Annotated in this window: 19 protein-coding genes and 1 tRNA gene; 8 read left to right on the plus strand and 12 right to left on the minus strand. The window is 70.6% G+C overall.

The genetic code is table 11. The features are described 5' to 3' along the window. Window positions 1-21: 21 nt before the first annotated feature. The 4 genes from ACWGJY_RS02665 to ACWGJY_RS02680 form a co-directional block, all read right to left on the minus strand. Complete coding sequence (locus tag ACWGJY_RS02665) at window positions 22-471, minus strand: copper chaperone PCu(A)C (protein ID WP_453258970.1); 450 nt, start codon at window positions 469-471, stop codon at window positions 22-24. Continuing rightward, the gene (locus tag ACWGJY_RS02670) at window positions 468-1,112 is read right to left on the minus strand and encodes an SCO family protein (RefSeq protein ID WP_453258971.1); all 645 of its coding nucleotides are present in this window, start codon (window positions 1,110-1,112) and stop codon (window positions 468-470) included. Before ACWGJY_RS02670 ends, ACWGJY_RS02665 begins: the two co-directional genes overlap by 4 nt. Before the next feature lie 91 nt (window positions 1,113-1,203). Next, window positions 1,204-1,962: a YcnI family copper-binding membrane protein gene (locus tag ACWGJY_RS02675; protein ID WP_453259049.1), complete on the minus strand. Its 759-nt coding sequence runs from the start codon at window positions 1,960-1,962 to the stop codon at window positions 1,204-1,206. Window positions 1,963-2,098: 136 nt separating this feature from the next. Next, on the minus strand, window positions 2,099-2,947 hold the full coding sequence (locus tag ACWGJY_RS02680) for a hypothetical protein (RefSeq protein ID WP_453258972.1): 849 nt from the start codon (window positions 2,945-2,947) through the stop codon (window positions 2,099-2,101). A 246-nt stretch (window positions 2,948-3,193) separates the two neighbouring features. On the opposite strand from ACWGJY_RS02680, the gene ACWGJY_RS02685 reads away from it, so the two are divergent. Beyond that, window positions 3,194-3,691, plus strand: a complete 498-nt coding sequence (locus tag ACWGJY_RS02685; protein WP_453258973.1) for an ATP-binding protein — start codon at window positions 3,194-3,196, stop codon at window positions 3,689-3,691. Window positions 3,692-4,168: 477 nt separating this feature from the next. Here the strand turns inward: ACWGJY_RS02685 and ACWGJY_RS02690 are convergent, their stop codons facing one another. Then, on the minus strand, window positions 4,169-5,392 hold the full coding sequence (locus ACWGJY_RS02690) for an MFS transporter (RefSeq protein ID WP_453258974.1): 1,224 nt from the start codon (window positions 5,390-5,392) through the stop codon (window positions 4,169-4,171). A gap of 80 nt (window positions 5,393-5,472) precedes the next feature. Between ACWGJY_RS02690 and ACWGJY_RS02695 the strand changes: the two genes are divergently transcribed. Together ACWGJY_RS02695 and ACWGJY_RS02700 are read left to right on the plus strand one after the other, a co-directional pair. Then, window positions 5,473-6,063 (plus strand): TetR/AcrR family transcriptional regulator, encoded by a 591-nt coding sequence (locus ACWGJY_RS02695; protein ID WP_453258975.1) that lies wholly within the window; start codon window positions 5,473-5,475, stop codon window positions 6,061-6,063. A 648-nt stretch (window positions 6,064-6,711) separates the two neighbouring features. Continuing rightward, window positions 6,712-7,356: a TetR/AcrR family transcriptional regulator gene (locus ACWGJY_RS02700; RefSeq protein WP_453258976.1), complete on the plus strand. Its 645-nt coding sequence runs from the start codon at window positions 6,712-6,714 to the stop codon at window positions 7,354-7,356. A gap of 168 nt (window positions 7,357-7,524) precedes the next feature. Here ACWGJY_RS02700 and ACWGJY_RS02705 read toward each other — a convergent pair whose 3' ends face one another. Further along, entirely contained in the window at window positions 7,525-8,985 is a 1,461-nt protein-coding gene (locus ACWGJY_RS02705; protein WP_453258977.1) for an aminopeptidase P family protein, read from the minus strand. A 261-nt stretch (window positions 8,986-9,246) separates the two neighbouring features. Further along, complete coding sequence (locus ACWGJY_RS02710) at window positions 9,247-11,118, minus strand: SpoIIE family protein phosphatase (protein ID WP_453258978.1); 1,872 nt, start codon at window positions 11,116-11,118, stop codon at window positions 9,247-9,249. A 515-nt stretch (window positions 11,119-11,633) separates the two neighbouring features. Between ACWGJY_RS02710 and ACWGJY_RS02715 the strand changes: the two genes are divergently transcribed. After that, window positions 11,634-12,344, plus strand: coding sequence for a bifunctional DNA primase/polymerase (locus ACWGJY_RS02715; protein WP_453258979.1), 711 nt, complete (start codon window positions 11,634-11,636; stop codon window positions 12,342-12,344). A 376-nt stretch (window positions 12,345-12,720) separates the two neighbouring features. Then, on the plus strand, window positions 12,721-13,374 hold the full coding sequence (locus ACWGJY_RS02720; RefSeq protein ID WP_453258980.1) for a hypothetical protein: 654 nt from the start codon (window positions 12,721-12,723) through the stop codon (window positions 13,372-13,374). A 250-nt stretch (window positions 13,375-13,624) separates the two neighbouring features. Here the strand turns inward: ACWGJY_RS02720 and ACWGJY_RS02725 are convergent, their stop codons facing one another. Next, window positions 13,625-14,593 carry a DUF5926 family protein gene (locus tag ACWGJY_RS02725; RefSeq protein ID WP_453258981.1) on the minus strand — a complete coding sequence of 323 codons (969 nt, stop codon included), beginning with the start codon at window positions 14,591-14,593 and terminating at the stop codon, window positions 13,625-13,627. A 204-nt stretch (window positions 14,594-14,797) separates the two neighbouring features. Continuing rightward, complete coding sequence (locus tag ACWGJY_RS02730; RefSeq protein ID WP_453258982.1) at window positions 14,798-15,406, minus strand: ATP-binding protein; 609 nt, start codon at window positions 15,404-15,406, stop codon at window positions 14,798-14,800. On the opposite strand from ACWGJY_RS02730, the gene ACWGJY_RS02735 reads away from it, so the two are divergent. Beyond that, window positions 15,363-15,488: a hypothetical protein gene (locus tag ACWGJY_RS02735; protein WP_453259053.1), complete on the plus strand. Its 126-nt coding sequence runs from the start codon at window positions 15,363-15,365 to the stop codon at window positions 15,486-15,488. The genes ACWGJY_RS02730 and ACWGJY_RS02735 overlap by 44 nt on opposite strands. Before the next feature lie 58 nt (window positions 15,489-15,546). On the opposite strand, the gene ACWGJY_RS02740 is transcribed toward ACWGJY_RS02735, so the two are convergent. Beyond that, a complete protein-coding gene (locus tag ACWGJY_RS02740) occupies window positions 15,547-16,389 on the minus strand; it encodes a glycerophosphodiester phosphodiesterase (protein ID WP_453258983.1) in 843 nt (280 codons plus the stop codon). Between the two features lie 652 nt (window positions 16,390-17,041). Between ACWGJY_RS02740 and ACWGJY_RS02745 the strand changes: the two genes are divergently transcribed. Both ACWGJY_RS02745 and ACWGJY_RS02750 read left to right on the plus strand, forming a co-directional pair. Then, on the plus strand, window positions 17,042-18,580 hold the full coding sequence (locus ACWGJY_RS02745; RefSeq protein WP_453258984.1) for a S1C family serine protease: 1,539 nt from the start codon (window positions 17,042-17,044) through the stop codon (window positions 18,578-18,580). 52 nt (window positions 18,581-18,632) lie between these two features. Next, window positions 18,633-18,719 (plus strand) — tRNA-Ser (locus ACWGJY_RS02750). A 135-nt stretch (window positions 18,720-18,854) separates the two neighbouring features. On the opposite strand, the gene ACWGJY_RS02755 is transcribed toward ACWGJY_RS02750, so the two are convergent. Beyond that, a complete protein-coding gene (locus tag ACWGJY_RS02755) occupies window positions 18,855-20,240 on the minus strand; it encodes a tyrosine-type recombinase/integrase (protein ID WP_453258985.1) in 1,386 nt (461 codons plus the stop codon). A gap of 63 nt (window positions 20,241-20,303) precedes the next feature. Next, entirely contained in the window at window positions 20,304-20,495 is a 192-nt protein-coding gene (locus tag ACWGJY_RS02760) for a helix-turn-helix transcriptional regulator (protein WP_453258986.1), read from the minus strand. Window positions 20,496-20,839 lie beyond the last annotated feature (344 nt).

Below are 20,839 nucleotides of genomic sequence, written 5' to 3' on the forward strand. Positions count from 1 at the left end.
GTGCGGTTGTGCGGTCCTCTGCTACTTCTTCGGCGCGTAGGTGACGGCCTTGACCGGCACCGAGACCTTGATCGGCCCGGCGGTGGCGAAGTGCAGCTCGAGGGTGACCGTGTCGCCCTCGGCCGGCTTTTTCTTCAGACCCATGAACATCAGGTGGTTGCCGCCGCGGCCGAGCCGGAGCTCGCCGCCCGCCGGTATCGCCAGCGAATTGACCTGCTCCATCTTGGTGCCGACAGTCTTGTGGATCGTGATGTCCTTCGACAGGTCGCTGGTGACCGAGGTGAGCTTGTCGGCGGTGCCGCCGTTGTTCTTGACGGTGAAGTACGCACCGGCCATGTTCTGGTCGACCGGCTGCGGCATGTACGGGTCGGCGACCTTGAGGCGGGGGGCGTCGTCCGCGCCGCCGCAGCCGGCCAGCGCGAGTGAGGCGGTCAGGGTGAGGGCGGCGGTGAGGGTGGTGCGGCGGTTCACGGGTTCTGTCCCTTGACGATCTTCGGAAGTGCCTTGGTGTAGTTGTCGGAGGTCGCCTCCTGCATGCCCATCCAGTGGATCTTGTCGTCCTTGGGGGAGCTCAGCAGAACCTGCGCGCCATGGGTGGAGACGACATCGCCGTTCTTCTTCTTGACCGGCTTCTCGATCCCGATGTTCACGCTGCGCGCACCGGCCTGGATGGTGTCGAACTTGCCGGTCAGACCGGTGAAGTCCGTGTCGATGCCGCCGAGCCACTTCTTGAGCGCGCCCGGGGTGTCACGCTCCGGGTCGGAGGTGACGAAGACGACCCGCAGGTCCTTCCGTTCGGCCTGCGGCAGCTGCTTCACCGCGACCGCGATGTTGGCCATCGTCAGCGGGCAGACGTCCGGGCAGTTGGTGTAGCCGAAGTAGATCAGCGTCGGATGGCCCTTGGTCTTCTCCAGCAGGTCGTACTTCTTGCCGTTGGTGTCGGTCAGGACGAGGTCCGGCTTCTCCATCGGGCTGTCGAGCGTGACGATCGGCTTGGCCGCGGTGCCGCCGGAGACAACGGCGGCGGGCTTGCCGTCGTCGCTGTTGCAGGCGGTCAGGCTGAGGGCCGCGGTCGCTGCGAGGGCGGACGCGAGCAGAGTCCTTCTGTGCATGGCAGATGAATCCTGTGTCGTGGAATCCCGGGGGTCCGGGAAGGGGGCGGGGGCGGGCCGGCGCGGGTCGGGCGCCGGCCCGGCCGGTGATTCAGGCGTTGCGGCGCCGGCCGGCGAACACGCCGAAGGCGACGCCGATGATGCCGACGACGATGCCGAGGGCGCCCAGGACGCGCGCCGTGGTGTCACTGCCGGACGCGTCCGTGGCGGCTGCCGTGTCCTTCATGCCGGCCGTGGCGCCGCTCTTGCCGTTCGCGGCGGCGCCGTGGCCGTCGTCCCCGGCCGCGGTGAGCTTGAGGACCGGAGCCGGGTTCTCCGGCTCCGGGGCGCCCTCCTTCGTCGGCTCGATCCAGCGCACGACCTCCTTGTTGTCGTACGTCTGGAGGGCCTTGAAGACGAGCTGGTCGGCGTCCTTGGGCAGCTGCCCGACGGAGAGCGGGAACTGCTGGAACTGGCCGGGCTCCACACCCTTGCCGTCGGCGGTCCAGGTGATCTTCGAGGGCGCCTCGTTGATCTTCTCGCCCTCCATCTCGATCGGCTTGGCGAGCTTGGTCTTGGTGACCGAGATCTTCCAGCCCGGCACCGGCTGCGGCATCACGGACGCCAGCGGGTGGTCGGTCGGCAGCGTGACCTCGAGCTTCACCGTCGAGGCGTTGTCCTTCTCGTTGGGCACCTTGAAGTTGACGGTGGCAAAGCCGCCCTTGGCGGCCGGGCCCGACGGCTGCACGCTGACGTGCGCAAAGGCCGGGGCGGCGAGCAGCAGCACGCTGCCGGCCGCGGCGGCGCCCACGAGCGGCAGCCGCCGCGCGAGCCGGCGCGCGAGCGACGCGTCCGACCGCTGCCGCGACATCTTCGCCATCTTTGGATTCTTCGACATCGAGAACACTCCACAGGAAGGAGAGAGGTGCTGGTGACGGTGCAGGTGGCGCGCGTGCGGCAACGGCGCGTGAGCCCGTACCCGTCCTGTGGGGGCGTGCTTCGCGTCGTCAGGCCGCGAGGGCAAGAGTGGGTGGCCCTCGCCTGACGACACTGTGGTGGAGTGCGAGGTTCTTCGGGCCGGGTTTGTCATCCCCGTACGAAACGGGGGCGCGCAGTGCATTGTCGTGCGCCGTTTTCAGGCCTGTGAGCAGGGCACGGACGAGGGCGAGCGCCCCGCGCACCGCACCGACCAGCGCCTGAACCGCCATCTCGTACGCCGGAGCCGACAGCCGGACCAGCCGCCACAGCGCCGCCTCGCCACGCCGCAGCAGCCAGCCGACGGCCAGCGCCGCCAGCAGATGCCCCAGCAGCATGGGCGGCGACGGCAGCAGACCGTGCATCATCGCGGGGCCGGCGGCGGTCGTGCCACCGGCCGGTCCGGATCCGGCCGGTGCGGCCATCCCGGCGGCGGAGGCCGTATCGAAGCCGCCCGAACCGAGAATCCGGCGCGCCTGCGCGCCGTCCACAGGGCCGGTGCCGAGCCCGCACATCACCTGCTGGGCAAGGACGATCGCGGCCCGGTCGGACAGCCCGCCGTCGCGGGAGCCGCTGCCACCGCCGCCCGCCATGGCGGGCATCGGAAGCTGGCCCCAGGTGAACAGTGCGTGCAGGGCGAGCTGCCCCGCGGCAAGACCCGCGGCGATCCCCGGCAGCGAGCGTTCCCGCCCGGCCAGCGCGGACGCCACCGCGAACACCGCGGCGGCCGCGACCCCCAGGGTCCACAGCGGGACCGAGGCGCACGACGCGGCGATGTGCCCGCACGCGGACAGCGCAACACAGACCGCGGTGAAGACCGCGGCCCTCAACAGCCGAAGGTCGGCGGCTGCGCGCGCTGTGGAGGCGGGCGGTGGAGTCATGGCCGCGCCATCATCCCACTGTGCTCACCTCCCGCCTACGCCAGGGCGGCGCCGAGGGGCGCCCTGGCGGGTGTCCAGGGAGGGCGGCGGGGCGCGTGGCAGCGCAGAGGCGGCGCTTCGCCTACACCGATGCGCTCGCTCTTCGCATCCGCCGAATGAGCGGTATCACGTCCCGGACATGCTTACGGACCTTGCGGCGCGGCAATAGGTATCGATATGTCGAGCCGCGGCCAGGAGGCTGGAGCGATGAGCATCTGGTGGTCACTCCATTTGCGCCGTGAGGCTGCGAGCGTGCCGCTGGCCCGTCGTCTGCTCCTGGGCACGATGGAGACAGCGGGCGTCGACCCGGACATCTGTTACGACCTTGCGGTGGCCCTCTCCGAGGCCTGCGCGAACGCGGTCGAGCACGGCGGCGACGCCGCCACCGAGGACTACCGCGTCACGGCCTTCATCGACGGCGACACCTGCCGCATCGAGGTCACCGACTCGGGCCCCGGCTTCCGCCACTGCCCCGCACCCCCCGCCCCACCCCATACCGCCGAGGACCGCGCCCTCCCGCCGGCCCCCGCGCCCACCCCCGCACAGGCCCCCGTCTTTGCGGAGGACGGCCGGGGGCTCTTTCTGATCGAGGCGCTCACCGACCACGTCCGCTACCGCAACCGCACGGGCCGCCCCGGCGCGGTCGTCAGCTTCGACAAGATCCTCAAGTGGCGCGAGGGCGCGGCGCTGCCGATGGCGTCGTGACCGGTCGGGCGCGGGAAACCGGGCTCTGACCTGCTGAAACCCGCTGTGCTGGGATGGTCGGGCTGGGCCCTTGGGTCGCCCTTCACCGGCTGCGTTCAGGCGGGCAGGCCACAGGTAGGGCACATGGCGGAGGATGGCGCCTCGGCGGGTGTGCCCTCGGGGTTCGCGGGCGCTGTGCCGGACGACGCCGGGACCAGAAGTCCCGAGACCAACTGGCCGGGAGTCGACGGGATATGGCCATGCTTGCGCTGCTGGGCGGATCTGACGGAGAACGAGTTCCGGCACTTGACGAACGGGGCTGGGCTTCGGCATCGCCACCAGATCGACCTGACGAGAAGGGGCTGTACCTAGGGGGCTCGTCCTGGAGGGGGGCCGATGATCCGGGCTCGGGTCCTGCCGTGTCCGGCGAGGTGCTCACCGCCTGTCTGGCCGGTGAGCGGAGCCGGTCTCCGTCGGAAGGCGTTCCGGGCGCGGCGGTTACGTCGTCTCGCGGGCCTTTTCTGCCTGGACGCCCCTCGTTTCCGTCGTGGGGGTGGGGCTCCGCATGACGGGCAGCAGGACCAGGAGGCCGAGGAATGCCAGGACCGCGGCAGCGGCCGGGATGAAGCCCATGCCGGCGGCGATGACGCCCCCGCCGACCGCTCCCCCGAGTGCCGCCCCGATGTAGACGGAGCTGCTCTGCACCGCCATTGCCTGGCCGGCTGCCTCCCTGCCCGCACGGGCAAGCATCAGTGTCTGGATGCCAGGCGGGACGGCCCACGCGGCGGCCGACCAGCACACCAACAGCACAGCGGTAAGAATCACCGGAACCGGTCGGATGAGCCAGAGCCCAGCAAAGGCCAGCATGGCCGCGCAGAACAACAAGCTCGTTACGGCAAAGACTCTCCCAGGGCTGTACCGGTCGATAAGGCGGCCGGACGCCTGCGTACCCAGCAGTCCTCCGCATCCGGAGCAGACCAGCAGAACAGCGAGCACGGTCGGCGTCACACCCGAGACCTTCGAAAGGAAGAGCGCGATATACGTCTGGAACGCTAGGTTGCCGGCAACCGCGAGCACGGTGGCGATGAGGATTACCGTGACGGTGCCGTTGAGCAGGGGCCGAACCATGGACGAGAGAGTTTTGCGCCCCTCCGCCGCATACGACTCGGTCCGGGGAATGGTGCGTACGAGCATGACGAGCGCACAGATTCCGAGGAGACCACCGAACACGAAGGTCGCCCTCCAGCCGAAGGCAGCACCGATCCAGGTGCCGGCGGGGACGCCCAGCAGAACCGCCCCGGTCAGACCGGTCATGACGGTGGCCAGATAACGGCCTCGCCGATCCGGTGGAGCCTCCTCGCTGGCCGCAGCGAGCGCGGAAGGCAGGACTACGGCTGCAGCGAGTGCGGCGACGACCCGGAGTGTCATGAGTACCGGATACGAATCGACGAGCAGAACGGCGAAGTTCGCGGCGCCGAACGCGGTGAGTGCCCCGCACAGCGCCCACTTGCGTCCGATCCTGACCGGCAAGAGTGCCCACATCGGGGCGGCTAGGGCGTAGGTCAGTGAGTAGACGGTTACCAACTGGCCCGTGGCGGTCTCGGACAGGTGCACGGTGTCCGAGACCGCCGGGAGGACCCCGATGATGATGTAGTCGTCCGTCTGTACGGCGAAGGCAGCGAGCGTGAGGGCGAGCAGCCACACCGGACGGGTGCGCGTCAAGGACTTCACACCATGAGGGTAACAGTCGTTTCCTTAATGGTGTGTCAGAGTATGAGTGCGCCAACCAAGGGGGTGTCCGAGTGCCTAGGCCCGTCAACCCGGAGCGCCGGCGTGAGGTGACTGACGCGGCGATCGAGCAGCTCGCCGCCACGGGGATCGGCAGCTTCTCTCTCCGTACGCTGGCGGAGGGCATCGGGCAGAGCACCCGCGTCCTCACCCATCACTTCGCCGACAAGAACGCTCTTCTCGCGGCGGTCCTCTTGCGGCTGGATGAGCGACAGCATGCCGCTCTGCTGTCGACACCGGGCTGGGACGATCCGGAGGTCACGGTCGGCTCCATCGTCCGGTCGGCTTGGGAGCGCAACCTCGCTCCGCAGGAACTCGCCATGACCCGGCTGATCAGGGAGATCGAAGGGCTGGCAGCAGCGGGACGGCTCCCGCTTCCGAGTGCCGGATTCGTCCGCGGGCGGGCCGAGTTCGTTGCCTCCTGCCTCATGCGGCGTGGCATGTCCGAGAGAAGCGCACTTACCAAGGCAACGCTGCTCAACGGCGCCTACTCCAGCCTGCAGGGGGATTTGCTCATTACGGGGGATCGGGAGCGGACTGAGGCTGCCCTCGACGAACTCTGTAGGTGGATCGACTCCTGCATCCGGGCGGTCCGTACTAACTAATGGACGACGACCCCTGGTCTCCGGGTCGGTCCCCACGCAGTTCGCAAGACACTCGATCAAGGCCGTCATACCCCACCGCCATCAATCAGGAAAAGGCCCGGTCAATGACCTGCAGCAAGAAGCGCTGCAGGTCATCAACCCGGCCCAATATTCGGAGGCCCCAAGAAGCTCGAAGTGCGCCTGGTCGCGACTTACGCCGACTGAGGAGGCGTGCCCGCGGGGGCACAACCAGGGCACGGCCCACCGGAAAACGCTACGGACCAGTGGAACTACCGAGCGTAGTTGCTCCTGGTCCGCAGTGCTCTCACGGCAAATCCGCGGGTCACCCGCCCGCCCCGGCATTTGATCCTCAAGTGGCGCGAGGGCGCGGCGCTGCCGATGGCGTCCTGAGCCGGCGGGGAAGCCGGGCGGGGAAGCCGGGCGGGGCTGTCAATCCGGTTCGGCATCGGCGTCGGCAGTCGGAAATCTGGCTGGAAATCGCCCATTGCGGGAAGTGGGCAGCGCGGTCTCGCGGTGAGAGAACCTCCCCCGCGGCGTCCCCTGACCCTGCGAGACCAGCGCGCACCATGGTTAACACGAAGTTGCTCGCGTTAACCTTTCCCGGACAATACTTGGCGTGATCCCGCACTGCAATACGGAGCCGTCGTGATGACAGCGCACCATGCCCCGGGCGAGACCAGGCCCGGCGGGCGCACCGCCCGCACCCGCCACGCCGTATTGACCGCCGTCTTCGAGGAGTTGGGCGAAGCCGGGTTCGCCGGGCTGACCATGGAGAAGGTCGCACTGCGCTCGGGAATTCATGTGGCGACGCTCTACCGTCGCTGGCGCAGTACCGAGGGTCTGGTGTGCGACCTGCTGACCGATCTGAGCGCCGATGTGCCGCTGCCGGACTCCGGCACCCTGCCCGGGGATCTGCAGGCGCTGGCCCGCTCGATAGCCGCCTTCTACGGGGAGGCACGGATGCGCGGGCTGATCGAGGCGGTGGTCTCCGCCGCGGCCCGCGACCCACAGGCGGCGACGGTGCTGCGGACCTTCTTCGGCGAGCGGCTGGCGCTGGCCGGCCGGATGGTGCAACGGGCCGTCGACCGCGGCGAATTGCCCGTGGACACCGACCCGGAGAAGGTGATGTCGGCGCTCGGCGCGCCCTTCCACTACCGGATGCTGATTGCCCGTCGCCCCGTCGACCGGGACCTCGCCGAGTCGGCCGCCAGCGCCGTCTGGGCGGCGGCGCGGGCCGGTGCGTACGTACGGAAGGGCGACGCGCCGGCGAACGGGGCGTCTCCCGGCGGCTGATGCCACCGGGAGACGTCAAGAGCGGGTAACCGGCCCCGTCCGCCGGACGGTCGGACACCTGCGGCGGGCGCTCCGCCCCGGCCGCGCCAGCCGCCCCGGCCGCGCCAGCCGCCCCGGCCGCACCAGCCGCCCCGGGGCCGCCCCGCCCTCTCGCGCTGTACGGCGCGGCTACTTGCCGAGCAGCCCCGCCATCCACGCCTCGACCTCGTCCGACCGCCGCGGCAGCCCGGCCGACAGGTTCCGGTTGCCGTCGTCCGTCACCAGGATGTCGTCCTCGATCCGCACGCCGATGCCGCGGTACTCCTCGGGCACCGTCAGATCGTCCGCCTGGAAGTACAGACCGGGCTCGACGGTCAGCACCATGCCGGGCTCCAGCGTGCCGTTGACGTAGTGCTCGGTGCGGGCCGCAGCGCAGTCGTGCACGTCGAGGCCGAGCATGTGGCCGGTGCCGTGCAGGGTCCAGCGGCGCTGCAGCCCCAGCTCCAACACCCGCTCGACCGGGCCCTCGACCAGACCCCACTCGACCAGCTTCTCGGTGAGCACCCGCTGTGCCGCGTCGTGGAAGTCGCGGTAGGCCGCGCCCGGCTTGACCGCCGCGATGCCCGCCTCCTGGGCCTCGTACACCGCGTCGTAGACCGTGCGCTGGAGGTCGGTGTAGCGGCCGTTGACCGGCAGGGTGCGGGTGACGTCCGCGGTGTAGAGGGTGGTGGTCTCCACACCGGCGTCCAGCAGCAGCAGATCGCCCGAGCGCACCTCGCCGTTGTTGCGGACCCAGTGCAGGGTGGTGGCGTGCGGTCCCGCGGCGCAGATCGAGCCGTAGCCGACGTCGTTGCCCTCGACGCGGGCGCGCAGGAAGAACGTGCCCTCGATGTAGCGCTCGCTGGTCGCCTCGGCCTTGTCCAGGACCTTGACGACGTCCTCGAAGCCGCGCACGGTCGAGTCGACGGCCTTCTGCAGCTCGCCGATCTCGAACTCGTCCTTGACCGCGCGTGCTTCGGAGAGGAAGACCCGCAGTTCCTCGTCGCGCTCGGCGGTGACCTTGTCGGTCAGCGCGGCCTCGACGCCGGCGTCATGGCCGCGCACGACCCGGACCGGGCCGGTGGCTTCCTTGAGCGCGCCGGCCAGCTCGCGTACGTCCTCGCAGGGGACGCCGAGCAGCGCCTCGGCCTCGGTCAGGCTGTGCCGCCGGCCGACCCACAGCTCGCCCATGCCGTCGAGCCAGAACTCGCCGTTCTCGCGGTTGGACCGGGGCAGCCGGTGGATCGTCGCCCGGTGGCCGCTCTTCGTGGGCTCCAGGACCAGGACGCTGTCGTCGGTCTGGTCGCCGGTGAGGTAGACGTACTCCGTCGAGGCGCGGAAGCCGTACTCGGTGTCGTTGGAGCGGGTCTTCAGGTTGCCCGCCGGGATCACCAGCCGCTCGCCGGGGAAGCGCGCGGACAGCGCGGCGCGCCGGCGGGCGGCGTTCGGGGCCTGCTCGATCGGCTGCAGATCGTGCAGCTCGGTGTCGGCCCAGCCGCCCTTCATGTTCTCCGCGAGCTCGTCCGAGACGCCCGGGTAAAGGCCGTTCTTGCGCTGCTTGATCGGCTGCTCGTCCTCGTCCGGGGTCTCCGGCGTGAGCTCGTCGGTCACAATGCCTCCTTTTAAAGACTGAACCGCTTTCCATCGTATGTGCGGATCGAAAGCGGTCCAGGGGCAAAAAGGTGTGACCTCTCCGGCACTCCGGTCATAGGGTGCATCGCGCCCACGGGGGCGGTCCGGGGGGGCCGGGCCCGGTCTCCGGTGTGCGCCGGAGGGCGGGCGGCCGTCCCGCCTTCCTCCCCTGCTCCTCCTGTGCTCCTCCTGCTGCTCTTACTCCTCGAAGAACGGCGCCTACTCCTCGAAGAACGGCGCCTACTCCTCGAAGTACGCCGCGAGCAGCACCACGTCCTCCTCCGACGACGGATCGTCCAGGCCCTGCGGCAGCATCGTGCGCACGATGTGGTCGACGACGGCCTCCGGGTCGTGCCGGACCGCCCGGGGGACCCCCGTGGCGGCCTTGTGCAGCCGGGTGAAGGCGCGGTCCATGGGCTCACCGGTGCGGTGCAGCAGCCCGTCGCTGTAGAGCAGCAGGGTCTCGCCGCCGGCCGGTTCGATCTCCACGCTCGGCGCTTCCCAGCAGGCCAGCATGCCCAGCGGCGCGGACAGCGAGGTCTCCACGAACTCGGTCCGCAGATCGCCGAGGATCAGCGGCGGGCAGTGGCCGGCCCCGGCCAGCACGAGCTTGCGGGCGAAGGGGTCGGTGATGCCGCCCGGCACGGCCGCCGCGGGCGGGCCGCCCGGCGCGCCGGCCGGCGGCTCGGTGAAGGCGAACAGCGCGGTGGCGCTGCGGGCCGGCTCGGTCAGCCGGAGCAGCAGTTCGAGGTCGGAGAGGACCGCGACCGGGTCCTCGCCCTCCATGACGGCGTAGGCGCGCAGCGACGCCCGCAGCCGCCCCATGGCCGCCACCGCGCTCGGCCCGGAGCCGGTCACCGAACCGACGGCCAGCCCCAGTGCGCCGTCGGGCAGCGGCAGCGCGTCGTACCAGTCGCCGCCGCCGCGCGGCCCGGTGCTGTGCCGCACCGCGAGGCGTACGCCGGGGATCCGCGGCAGCCGGCGGGGCAGCAGCTCCTCGCGGAGGGTCCGGTTGGCCTGGCGGCTGCGGTGGAGTTCGAGGAGCCGGGCGAGGTGCTCGGCGGCGTGCGCGCGGTAGAGGCCGACGAGGTGGCGCTGCCGTTCGGTGGGCTCGGCCGGCTCGTCGTAGAGCCAGACCGCGGCGCCGGTCCTGCCGATCGGGTCGGCGCAGAGCGGGACCGCGTAGCTGGCGGCGTACCCGAGCCGCGCCGCGACCTCGCGCAGCCGCGGGTCGAGGTCCTTCTCACCGGGGATGTCGGGTTCGGCGATCTCGGTGCAGGGTCCGGGCGGCGCATCGGTGCGGGGGCCGGGGGGACGGCCCTCGTCGCCCGTCCCGTGACGGGTGTCGTCGAGCGGGTCGGTCCGGGCGTCGTCGCCGGGGTCCCGCTCCGGGAGGCCGTCCAGTATCCGCGCGTACGACAGGGCGTGGCGCGGGATGGTCTCGATGTGACCGATGTCGGCGTGGCCGAGGCCGAGGCCGACGGTGGTCTCCGGGCCGAGGCCGTCGGACGGTGCGAGGACGACCAGGCCGCGGCGCGCGCCGACCAGGGAGGCACCGGCGCGCAGCAGCTCGTGGAGGGCGTCCTCCAGCGTGCGGGTGCGTGCGAGCTGCTCGGTCAGGTCGTGCAGGGTGCTGAGGTCGGAGATCCAGCCGGCCAGCCGGTCCTGGACGGCGGCGAGTTGGTCGGCGGCGGAGATGTCGGGGGCGCCGGGTGCGGCGTCGGGTGCGGTGCCCCGGGAGGTGCCTGCCGGGGTGCCGGACAGGCCGTCTGACGCACCGTCCGATGCGCCGTCGGACGGGGTGTCCGAGGCGGGGTCCACGGCGGCTTTCGCCACGCGCGGGTCGACAGTGTGCGCGGGGGCGGGAAGGGCTGGTTCGATTCCAGCCACTTTCGGTACGTGCGGGGCGGTCATGGCCGACGGCTCGCGTCGCGCCTGGCATTGCCCCAGGTCAGGCCGCTTTTTGGTTGGGAGCGCGGCATCTTGTTGAGTGATGTTGTGCGGTACGGTTGGCCGCTCAATTTCCTCAATAGCATCGCAAACCCCCATGTCATGCTGCTCCGCTATTAATGCCTCCACATGTACACGCACCAGCGATGTGATGTCCAGCATTGTCCCCATGGGGTTTGTGGTGTCAACGAGGTCTGTAGATTGGCCTGAAAAAATCCCCCCGAACGTCAATTTGAGGTCGACTGACGGCGATCAGCAGCGCGTCATCACCACAGTGGCGGGTACGTACTCGGAAAGGTGCGGGGTCAGTTGGCGCCGCACCGGAACTCTCCGGCGGGCACCGGCGTCTAAGACGGCGACGGGCCGCGACGCACTCCCAAGCGGCGGGGACTGCACCACGGAAGCGCAAGCGCCCTACGCGCGCCACCCCTCGCCATGTTTCACGCTCGGCGTACGGCGTGATGCGCTGCCTTGTACACGCGGTGATCCAGTGATCCACGTGGCGTGATCGATCCGCGATCGACCCCGGGTTCCACGGCCGGGCCGCAGGACACGCCCCACAACGGCAGGATGCGGCACGGCGCGAAACGATGGTGAACCGGACCTTGTAGTGCCCTGTAGTGCCCTGTAGTGCGATGGACAAAGCCCTCGGCGTTAACGGAAAGGAACGAGCGCTCATGCGCGAGATCCTCGGAAGGCGACGCAAGCTCCTGTTCCGGCGCGGCGGAAGGTCGGCGCAGCTCGGTGCGGCGCTCCATTACGCCACCGAGTGGCAGTGGCCGGTTCTTCCCGGTGTGGGACTCAGGTCCGCCGGCCGGCAGCCGGCCGGCGCCCTGCTCGGCCTCGGCGAGCGGACCACCCGTCGGTGCAGCTGCCCCGACCCCGACTGTGTGGTGCCCGGCGCGCACCCCTTCGACCCCGGCCTGCTGGCGGCCACCACCGATGCCCGGATGGTGCGGTGGTGGTGGACGAACCGCCCCGATGCCCCGGTCGTGCTGGCCACCGGCGGCAGCGCGCCCTGCGCGGTGAGCCTGCCCGCCGTCGCCGGTGCCCGCGCACTGGCGGCCCTGGACCACTTCGGCGTACGCCTGGGCCCCGTCGTGGCCACGCCCACCCGCTGGTCGCTGCTCGTATCGCCGTACGGCCTTCCGGAGTTGGGCGAGCTGCTGCACTCCCAGGACTGGGTGCCCAGTTCGCTGCGGTTCCACGGCGGGGGCGGCTATGTGGTGCTCCCGCCCTCCCAGATCGGCGCCGGCCGGGTCCGCTGGGAGCGGCCGCCGGCCGTCACCCCGGCCGCGCCCTGGCTGCCGAAGGTGGCCACGATCGTGGACGCACTGGTCACGGCGAGCACCAGCACCCCCGACGGCGGCAGCCGGCTCGCGTACTGACGCCTGCGGATGCCCTGGGCGCCGGTGGTGCGCCGGGGCGTCCGTCCTGTGCGAGTGCCCGTCCTGTGCGGGTGCCCGTCGAGCATGGGTGTCCGTGGTGCCGGGGCGGCCTGCCCCTTCCCGACCGCCGACCCCGCGTGAGCGACGGACGCCCGGCGGACGGGCGGGCGAGGCGGGCGAGGCGGGCGAGGCGGGCGAGGCGGGCGGGTGACGCGGGCGGACGAGACCATCCGTGGCGGATCACCCGTACGGGTGTGACCTGCCCCGATCTCATGGGGAAACGGGTGTCCGGGTGTCCGGGGTCACCCCCGTCGGCCGATAGGTTCGGCCCACCGTCAAGCCGTCGTCAGCGGCATCTCAATCGCAGGTGGGGCCCATGCAGCGTGCGCAGAATCTCCGCATGATCGGTCTCGCCGGCGCGGCGCTGCTCGCCATCGCCGTGCCGCTGGGCGCCGCGATGGCCGGACCGGCCACAAGCCCGGCTTCGGGGACGGGGGCCGGGGAGCCGGGCAAGGCCGAAAACAGCCCTGTGGAAGAAAAGGGAGACAGCTCCGACAACGGCGCCAAGTCGGGCAAACGGCCCGCCGTTGCCGCCGCCGGCTCCCAGGGGCGGGCCGGTTCCTCCGTCCGCCCCGGCCTGCCGCACCTCGCCGGCCGCACCTCCCGCTGCGGCCCCGAACTCACCGCTTCTCAAGGGATCCAGGCCCAGACCTGCGTCCTTGCCGAGGGCGGCCTGACGTGGGGGCGTACGTACTACCGCAACCGCACCGGCGGCCGGCTGCGCGCCGTGCTGACGCTGCTGCGGCCGGACGGCCGGACCGTCCAGGTGAACTGCGAGGTGGGGCCGGGCGGCGCGCCGGGCATGTGCGAGACGCCCGCCGGACCGACCGTGCACCGGAGCCGGCTGCCGTACGCCGCGGTCGCGGAGATCGCCGATGCGGCGGGGGAGCGGCTGCTGCTGCGCTCCGGCAGCAACTCATCCGCGGAAGGCGGCAACTCATCCCCGGAAGGCAGCTCTTCGGACCGCTGAGGGTGCGGGCCGGGAGAGGGCCGGCGGATCCAAGCGGAATGCCTGGTTCCGGACATGGAAGCGCCCGGTCGCTGGCGACGGGGGATGCACCAGCGACCGGGCTTCTAGAACCGTAACAAGAGATCGGCGGTTCGCAAATTCGATCGTGGATTTCCGGACGCCTATTTACCGGCAGTTACGGGGAGTTGTGACAGGCGTCACTCCCGGGGTCCCGCGGCGGCGTCCGGTCCGCACGATGCGGGCGGCACGGTCAGCTCAGGGTGACCTGACGGTTGGTGAGGCCGCCGCGCGCCCGGCGCTCCTCGGGGGTCAGCGGGGCGTCCGACGCCAGGGCCTTCGCCAGCCGCTCGGCGAACGCCGCGGCCGGCTCGGCGACGTCCTCGGCGCTCATCGACGAGGGCAGGTCCCAGACCGGAACGACCAGTCCATGGGCGCGGAACGAGCCCACCAGACGGGTGTCTTCACCGAGCGAGGAGGCGCCCGCGACATGCAGCCGGGCGAGCGCGTCCAGCAGCTGCTCCTCGGGGTGCCCGGTGACCCAGCGCAGGTGGTTCTTCTCCGGGGCCTGGCACCAGTACGCGCCCTCCAGCCCGGGGATCCGGGCGGTCGGGATGGCCGCGGCGTTGGCCCGCTCCAGAGAGGCGGCGACCTCGCCGGTGGCGTTTTCGGCGTTCTCCACCCAGAACTCGAAGCCGGTGTGGACGACCGGCTCAAAAGCCGCGTCCGGGTCGAGCAGATCCTGCAGCCGCGGACCGTCGGTGGTGTGCCGCCCGGCGGCGACCGGGTTGCCGGGTTCCGTGGCCAGCGCGCGCTGCAGGGTGTCCGCGAGGTCGCGGCTGAGGTCGCCGGAGGCGGTGTCGTTCTGCAGGCCGAGCAGCACCGCGCCGTTGTCGCGGCGCAGCGCGGGCCAGGCCATCGGCAGCACGGTCGCCAGCGTCACGGACGGGACGCCCTCGGGCAGCCCGCCCTTCAGCGTCAACTCGGCGGTGGCGGCGGGCACCAGCTCGCGCAGCGCCACCCAGTCGCACTCACCGGGCAAGCCCTCGAAGGGGCGCTGTACGAGCTCGGTGGCGGCGTGTGCCGCCTGCCGCCCGTGACAGGCCTTGTACCGGCGGCCGGAGCCGCACGGGCAGGGCTCACGAGCGCCGACGACCGGCACCTCGCCGTCCTTGGTCTGCGGTGCTGCGGCCTGGGGCTGGGGACGGCGCTTCTTGGCCATGGCGACGGTGTCTCCTGGTCGATCCTGGGCGTGCGGACGCGTTTCGGCGCGAGCCTAGAGGATTGCGTACGAGGTCGCGTCCGGTTGCGCGCCGGGCCGTGTCCCGCCCTCGTGCCGCGGACACCGGCGTGTCCGGCCGTGGTGCGGCAGACGGCGGCGTGTCCGGCCGTGGTGCGGCAGACACCGGCGTGTCCCGCCGTGCCGTTACGTCAGATCGGTCAGATCGGTCAGATCGCCGAAGTCAGGGAAGGCCGGCCCCAACGTCCGCCGGGTGCTGATGCCCGCGCCCGTGCTGAGCGCGGGCGGCAGATCCGGCGTCAGATCCACGCGCGTAGCGAACGCGCCTTGAAGGGAGAGCACAGCCCAGACCGTGACCTCGCCGCCAATGGTGTCGCGTACGCCCCAGTCCTTGGCGAGCGACCGGATGATCGCCAGTCCGCGGCCGCCGCGCGCCGTGACCGACGGAGTGGCCGGAAGTGGCCGGGTCGGGCCGCCGCCGTCCGTCACCGCGACGGTCAGCCTGCCCTGCGCGTCAATGCGCCAGGAAGCCCGGATGGATGCCAAGGGGGCGTCCTTTGTATCGGGCGTTGCGGAACCCGGTGATCCGTTTTCGTATATCGGACGCGCATGGCGACACGAATTGCTCAACAGTTCCGAAAGGACCAGGACCGCGTCATCGACGACTGTGTCCTGAACTCCACTTGCCAACAGCTCTTCTCGCATGCGTCGCCTGGCCATGCCCACACCCACTGGGCCATGAGGTACGGCCATGATCGACGACGTCGGCACCTCTTGTGCCACCATCAACGCCACCCCCGAGACCTCCTTTGCCCCACGCCACGGGATGAATGCCCCAATGGACTGGACCGGAAACCGGCCAAGCGGCACACAGTGACGCACTGGACATAACCGCATACGGTTCGAATGCGCCGGTGCACACCCTGTGAGGAGTTTTAATCAAGGCCGAGCTGGATTCGCACCTGTTTGGGGCGATTTGTAATCACCGCGTCCACGCCCAATTCCCGACACAGCTCGACATCTGCGGTGTCATTGACGGTCCAGACGTGGACCCGGTGGCTGGCCCGGTGCGCCCTGGCGACGTAGTCGGGGTGGGCGCGCAGGATCCGCATACCGGGTCCCGCGATGCCCACGCCGGGCGGGAGCCGGCCGTCGCGGTGCCGCGGGGTGAGGAATTGCATGAGGTACACACCGGGGATGCCGGGCGCCGCGGCCCGTACGCGATGCAGCGAGCGCGCCGAGAAGCTCATGACCCGGACCGCGGGGTCCCGGTCGGCCCCCGTGGCCGGTTTCGTGTGCCCGAACCGGGTGAGCAGCTCGACCAGCCGCTCCTCCACCTGTCCGGCCCAGCGCGTCGGGTGTTTGGTCTCGATGGCCAGCTCGACCCGGCGGTCGGCGTCGGCGACCAGCTCCAGCAGGCGCTCCAGCGTCAGCACCGAGGTCCGCTCGGGATCCTCGTGCTGCCGGTCCGGCGCCTCGTTCGCGGACCCGTCGTCCTTCCAGGAGCCGAAGTCGAGCGTGGCGAGGTCGGCGAGTTCGAGGGCGGAGACCGAGCCGCGCCCGTTCGAGGTGCGGTTCACCCGCCGGTCGTGGACGCAGACGAGATGGCCGTCCGCGGTCAGCCGGACATCGCACTCCAGGGCGTCCGCGCCGTCCTCGATCGCTCTGCGGTAGGCGGCGAGGGTGTGTTCGGGGGCGTCCTCGGAGGCGCCGCGATGGGCGACGACGGAAATAGCCGGACGGTCCGGACGGGCCTGGGCGGGGCGTGCATAGGTCACCGAGTTATCGTGCCATCCACCGTTGCCGGGCCGCCGGGCGCGTGCCTCGGGCGCGGAACAGGGGATGCGCCGGTTTTGTCCGGCATAAAGGATGAGGGGGCAGTCACAGCCTCGGCTTACGGCGCTCTGACGCGCGGTGGGAAAGGCTTGCAGGGAGACTCGCCCGTACCGTCCGGCCGGCAGTGCCCGGCCGGACCTGCGGACCGGGACTCGCGAGAGCCGGGATCTGCGGGACGGGGCCTGCGGATCAGGGTCCGCCGGCCCGGACCGGCGGGCCGGGACTCGCCCGTACCGCCCGGATCCTTAATCCTGGAGTACCGGGTCCCCGTCCTCCGGCACGGAGGAACCGTACGACCGGCACGGAGGAGCCGTACGACCCGGAGGGCCCGCCAGGCCCGCCGGACCGGAAGAGAGGAACGGACAGGCCCGCGGGCCTGCCGACCGCAGGAACCGCACCACCCGACGGACCGCACGGCCCGCCGGACCACCACAACCGCACCACCCGGACGCACCCACCCCAGGGTCCGGCCGAACTGCAAGCCGGAAGAAACGGCCCGTCCCGGCACTCAGACATGGCTGAGGGACGAGGCGGACAGGACACCCTCCTGCCGGGGCCGTGGGCGCCGACAGTCGTGAAGCTGAGGAGAGAGCTGTGAGCACCGAGAACGAGGGAGCCGCCGTCCCGTCGGAGGCCAAGCCGCCGACCGGACCGCAGCCGGACCGCGCGTCCGCCTCCGGCGCCCAGACTCCCGGCGCCCCGCCCGCGCCGGGCGCTCCGCCCGCGGCGCCCCCGCCGCCGGACTTCGCCCCGACCGTCGCCCAAGGCTCCGGCGGCGGCTTCGACGAGCCGGGCCGGATGCCGCCGGAGTACGGCACCCAACGCCCCCCGCAGCCCGGCCAGGGCCACCCCGCCGGCGACCCCGCAGGCGAGCCGACCAGCCAGTTGCCCCCCTACTCGGCAGCGGGACACGGCGCCCCCGGCGCAGGCGCCGGCGGCGGCTGGGGCCAGCAGCCTCCCTACGGTGGCGGCGGCGACCCCTGGGGCACGACCGGCAGCCCCGCCCCCAAGCGGCGCAACGGCGGCCTGATCGCGGCCGTCCTGGTGGCCGCGCTGGTCGCCGGCGGTGTCGGCGGCGGCATCGGCTTCTGGGCCGCGGGCCAGAACGACAGCGCCTCGACGACGGTCTCCGCGTCCGGCGACCCCGGGGCGCTGAACCGCAAGCCGACCTCCGTCTCGGGGATAGCGCAGAAGGCGCTGCCGAGCGTCGTGACGATCGAGGCGCAGGGGGCCACCGGCGAGGGCGGCACGGGTACCGGCTTCATCTACGACAAGCAGGGCCACATCCTCACCAACAACCACGTCGTTGCCAGCGCGGCCGACGGCGGCAAGCTCACTGCGACGTTCTCCAACGGCAAGAAGTACGACGCCGAGGTCGTCGGCCATGCCCAGGGCTACGACGTCGCCGTGATCAAGCTGAAGAACGCCTCCGGCGCCCCGCTCAACCCGCTCCCGCTCGGCAAGTCTTCCAATGTGCAGGTCGGCGACGCCACGATCGCCATCGGCGCGCCCTTCGGCCTGTCCGGCACGGTCACCACCGGCATCATCAGCGCCAAGGACCGCCCGGTGGCCTCCAGCGACGGGGGCGGCACCAGCGCCTCGTACATGAGCGCCCTCCAGACGGACGCCTCGATAAACCCCGGCAACTCCGGCGGCCCGCTGATGGACGCCGCCGGCAATGTCATCGGCATCAACTCCGCCATCCAGTCGGCCGGCAACGGCAGCGGGATGGGCGGCGACTCCCAGCAGTCCGGCAGCATCGGCCTGGGCTTCGCGATCCCCATCGACCAGGCGCGGCGGGTGGCACAGGACCTGATCAAGACCGGCAAGCCGGTCTACCCCCAGATCGGCGTCCAGGTCGGCATGCGGGACAGCGGCAACGGCGCGACGATCGCCCAGACCGGCAACAACGGCTCCGATGCGGTCACCCCGAACGGCCCGGCCGACAAGGCGGGCCTGAAGCCCGGCGACACGATCACCAAGCTCGACGACACGGTGATCGACAGCGGCCCCACCCTCATCAGCGAGATCTGGCAGCACAAGCCCGGCGACCAGATCACCCTGACTTACAAGCGAGGCGGCAAGGAGCACACCGCCCACGTCACCCTGGGCCAGCGCACGGGCGACAAGTGACGCGCTAGTCTGATCCCGCGACACCCGCACGCCCTGCGCGCCGGTGCCGCGGGGAGGCTTGCCCGAGCGGCCTAAGGGAACAGTCTTGAAAACTGTCGTGGCGGCAACGTCACCGTGGGTTCAAATCCCACAGCCTCCGCCCAGGTCAGCGAAGTAGCTGTTCAGAAGGGGTGCCCGAGCTAATCGGGCACCCCTTCTGCGTTCATGTTGTCTCACCCTGGATCGCCCGTATCCCGGTTTTGACCAGCCTGTGTGGACGGGGTGTGGACGGGGCTCAGGCTCCTTCGGGTTCCTGAGTCGCCGCGCGCATGGCCCGTTCGATCAGCGCATTGGCCTGGTCACGCCTGCCGTCCAGCACCTTGGCGTAGAACTTGTAGAGGACAGCCACGCTGTGGCCGGCGCGGCGGGCGACCTCGGTCGGGTCGACACCCGAGGCGAGCCAGAACGAGATGCCGGCCTTCCGTAGGCAGTAGGGGACCTCTGCGAACGGGCTGGCGATCTGCTCGTTGGTGAGCACCGCCTTCCGGGCCTCCTTCCAGACTTCCGGGTACTCCTTGCTGAGCAGGACTCCCCCCTGCGCCGCGCGGAACAGCCGTCCGTCTGGTGCCACCCCGTAGCGGTCGATGTGGGCGCGCAGAAGCTTCACCAGCTCCGGCGGGATCGGCACGTCGCGTACGGACGATCGAGCCCGACGCTTCAGGCCCCGTTCCTCGTAGGACTTACCGTCGTCCGTCCAGGCGGAACCCACACGGGACGAACTTCCGGAGAGCAGCACCACCCCCCACCCGGTCTCGGGAAGCGTGCAGTCGGCCCTCCTGAGGTTCATGGCCTCGGCCGGCCGAGTGGCTGCGTGATAGCAGCACCCGAAGAACGCTTGCAGATGCTCGCCACGGGGACCCAGCTTTCCAACGGCTTCAATGAGCGCCATGGCTTGCTGTGGGTTGGGGACATAGCGCCAGTCGATCTCGTCATCTGTCGGCGGCGGAGACCAGTCGATGGACACCAACGGGTTAGCTGTGAGGCGCTTCCGTTCCACTGCGTACCGGAAAGCATTGTTGAAGACCGTGCGGCGGTTCGTGATGGTGGTCGCAGCTGCGCGCTTTCCGTTGAGCCGCGTACTCAACGCTTTCAGCGCGACGCGGATCGTCTCCGAGTCCTCCTCCAGTGCAGGCATGGGGAGGGCTTTGGACGCGATCCACGTGAGAGCCGCGGCCAGAGGTTCGGGCGGCGGCGCACGGTGCTCCGAGAAGTTGAATGCATAGCCGGTCAGTGCCCGCCGTAGGACTGCCGGGGCTGGCGCCCCCTTCGTGTCCTTGACCAGAGCGGCGGTGACGGACGCAAGACCGTCTGCGCGCGTGGCCCGGCCCTTCGCTGACGCTGCCTCATCCCACTTCATCTTGGCGTAGTCCTTGGCGTGGTCGAACCACGTCAACTGGGGCGTGAGAGCGACAAGCTCAGACCTGGGAAGGCCGGTCTCGACATCGAACTGTTCGCCCCTGTGGGCGGCAGTCATGAGTTGGGCCCGGCGACCGTCGGCCAGGGTCTTGGTAGGGAAGCTCTGGGCATGCGGCTTGATCCCGACCTTCCAGCGGACCTGGTAGGGCTTCGGATACTGCGGGCGCACACGGATCGCGTACATCTTGAATTCGAAGGTCAGCAAGGTTGGCTCCAGAAATACGAAGCGGGCCCGGCAGGTCGCCGGGCCCGCTGATGAGCGGACAGATCAGGCGGCAAGCTGTTCTTCCTGCTCGGTCAGCCAGTTGTCGAGGTCAGCGCGGCGGATGCGGATCTGGTGATTCGGGAGCTTCACGATCCGGGGCCCCTGGCCCCGGGCGCGCATGCGGTAGAAGGCGGCGCGAGACATGTCGAGTTCGGCGAGGACTTCGGGGAGCTTGAGCATCTTCGGGCTGGACACTGAGGTGCTCCTTTGTCATGGGCTGAACCGTGTGAGTGTCAGGAGGCCGCCACAGAAACCACGAAATACACAGAAAGCCGGGACGCATGATCTGACCTGCGAGAACGGCAGGTTCGGGTTCTCCAGGCGGGCTCACACAGAAATCGCGGAAAGTCACACAGAAATAGCTGCGGGGCTCGGGAGTCCTGCGGCTCCCCCCCACTGGCCGGTTCGCCTGGTGGAGCTGCCAGCGGAGCCAGGCTCATTTCTGTGCGACTTCCGCGGAATTCTGTGTGAGCCAGACACCGCCCCTCCGCACTATCGTTGCCGCAGGTCAGGGGCGGTGCGGGGTTATTTCTGCGTTT

This window comes from Streptomyces sp. NPDC054765 (genome assembly GCF_053612065.1).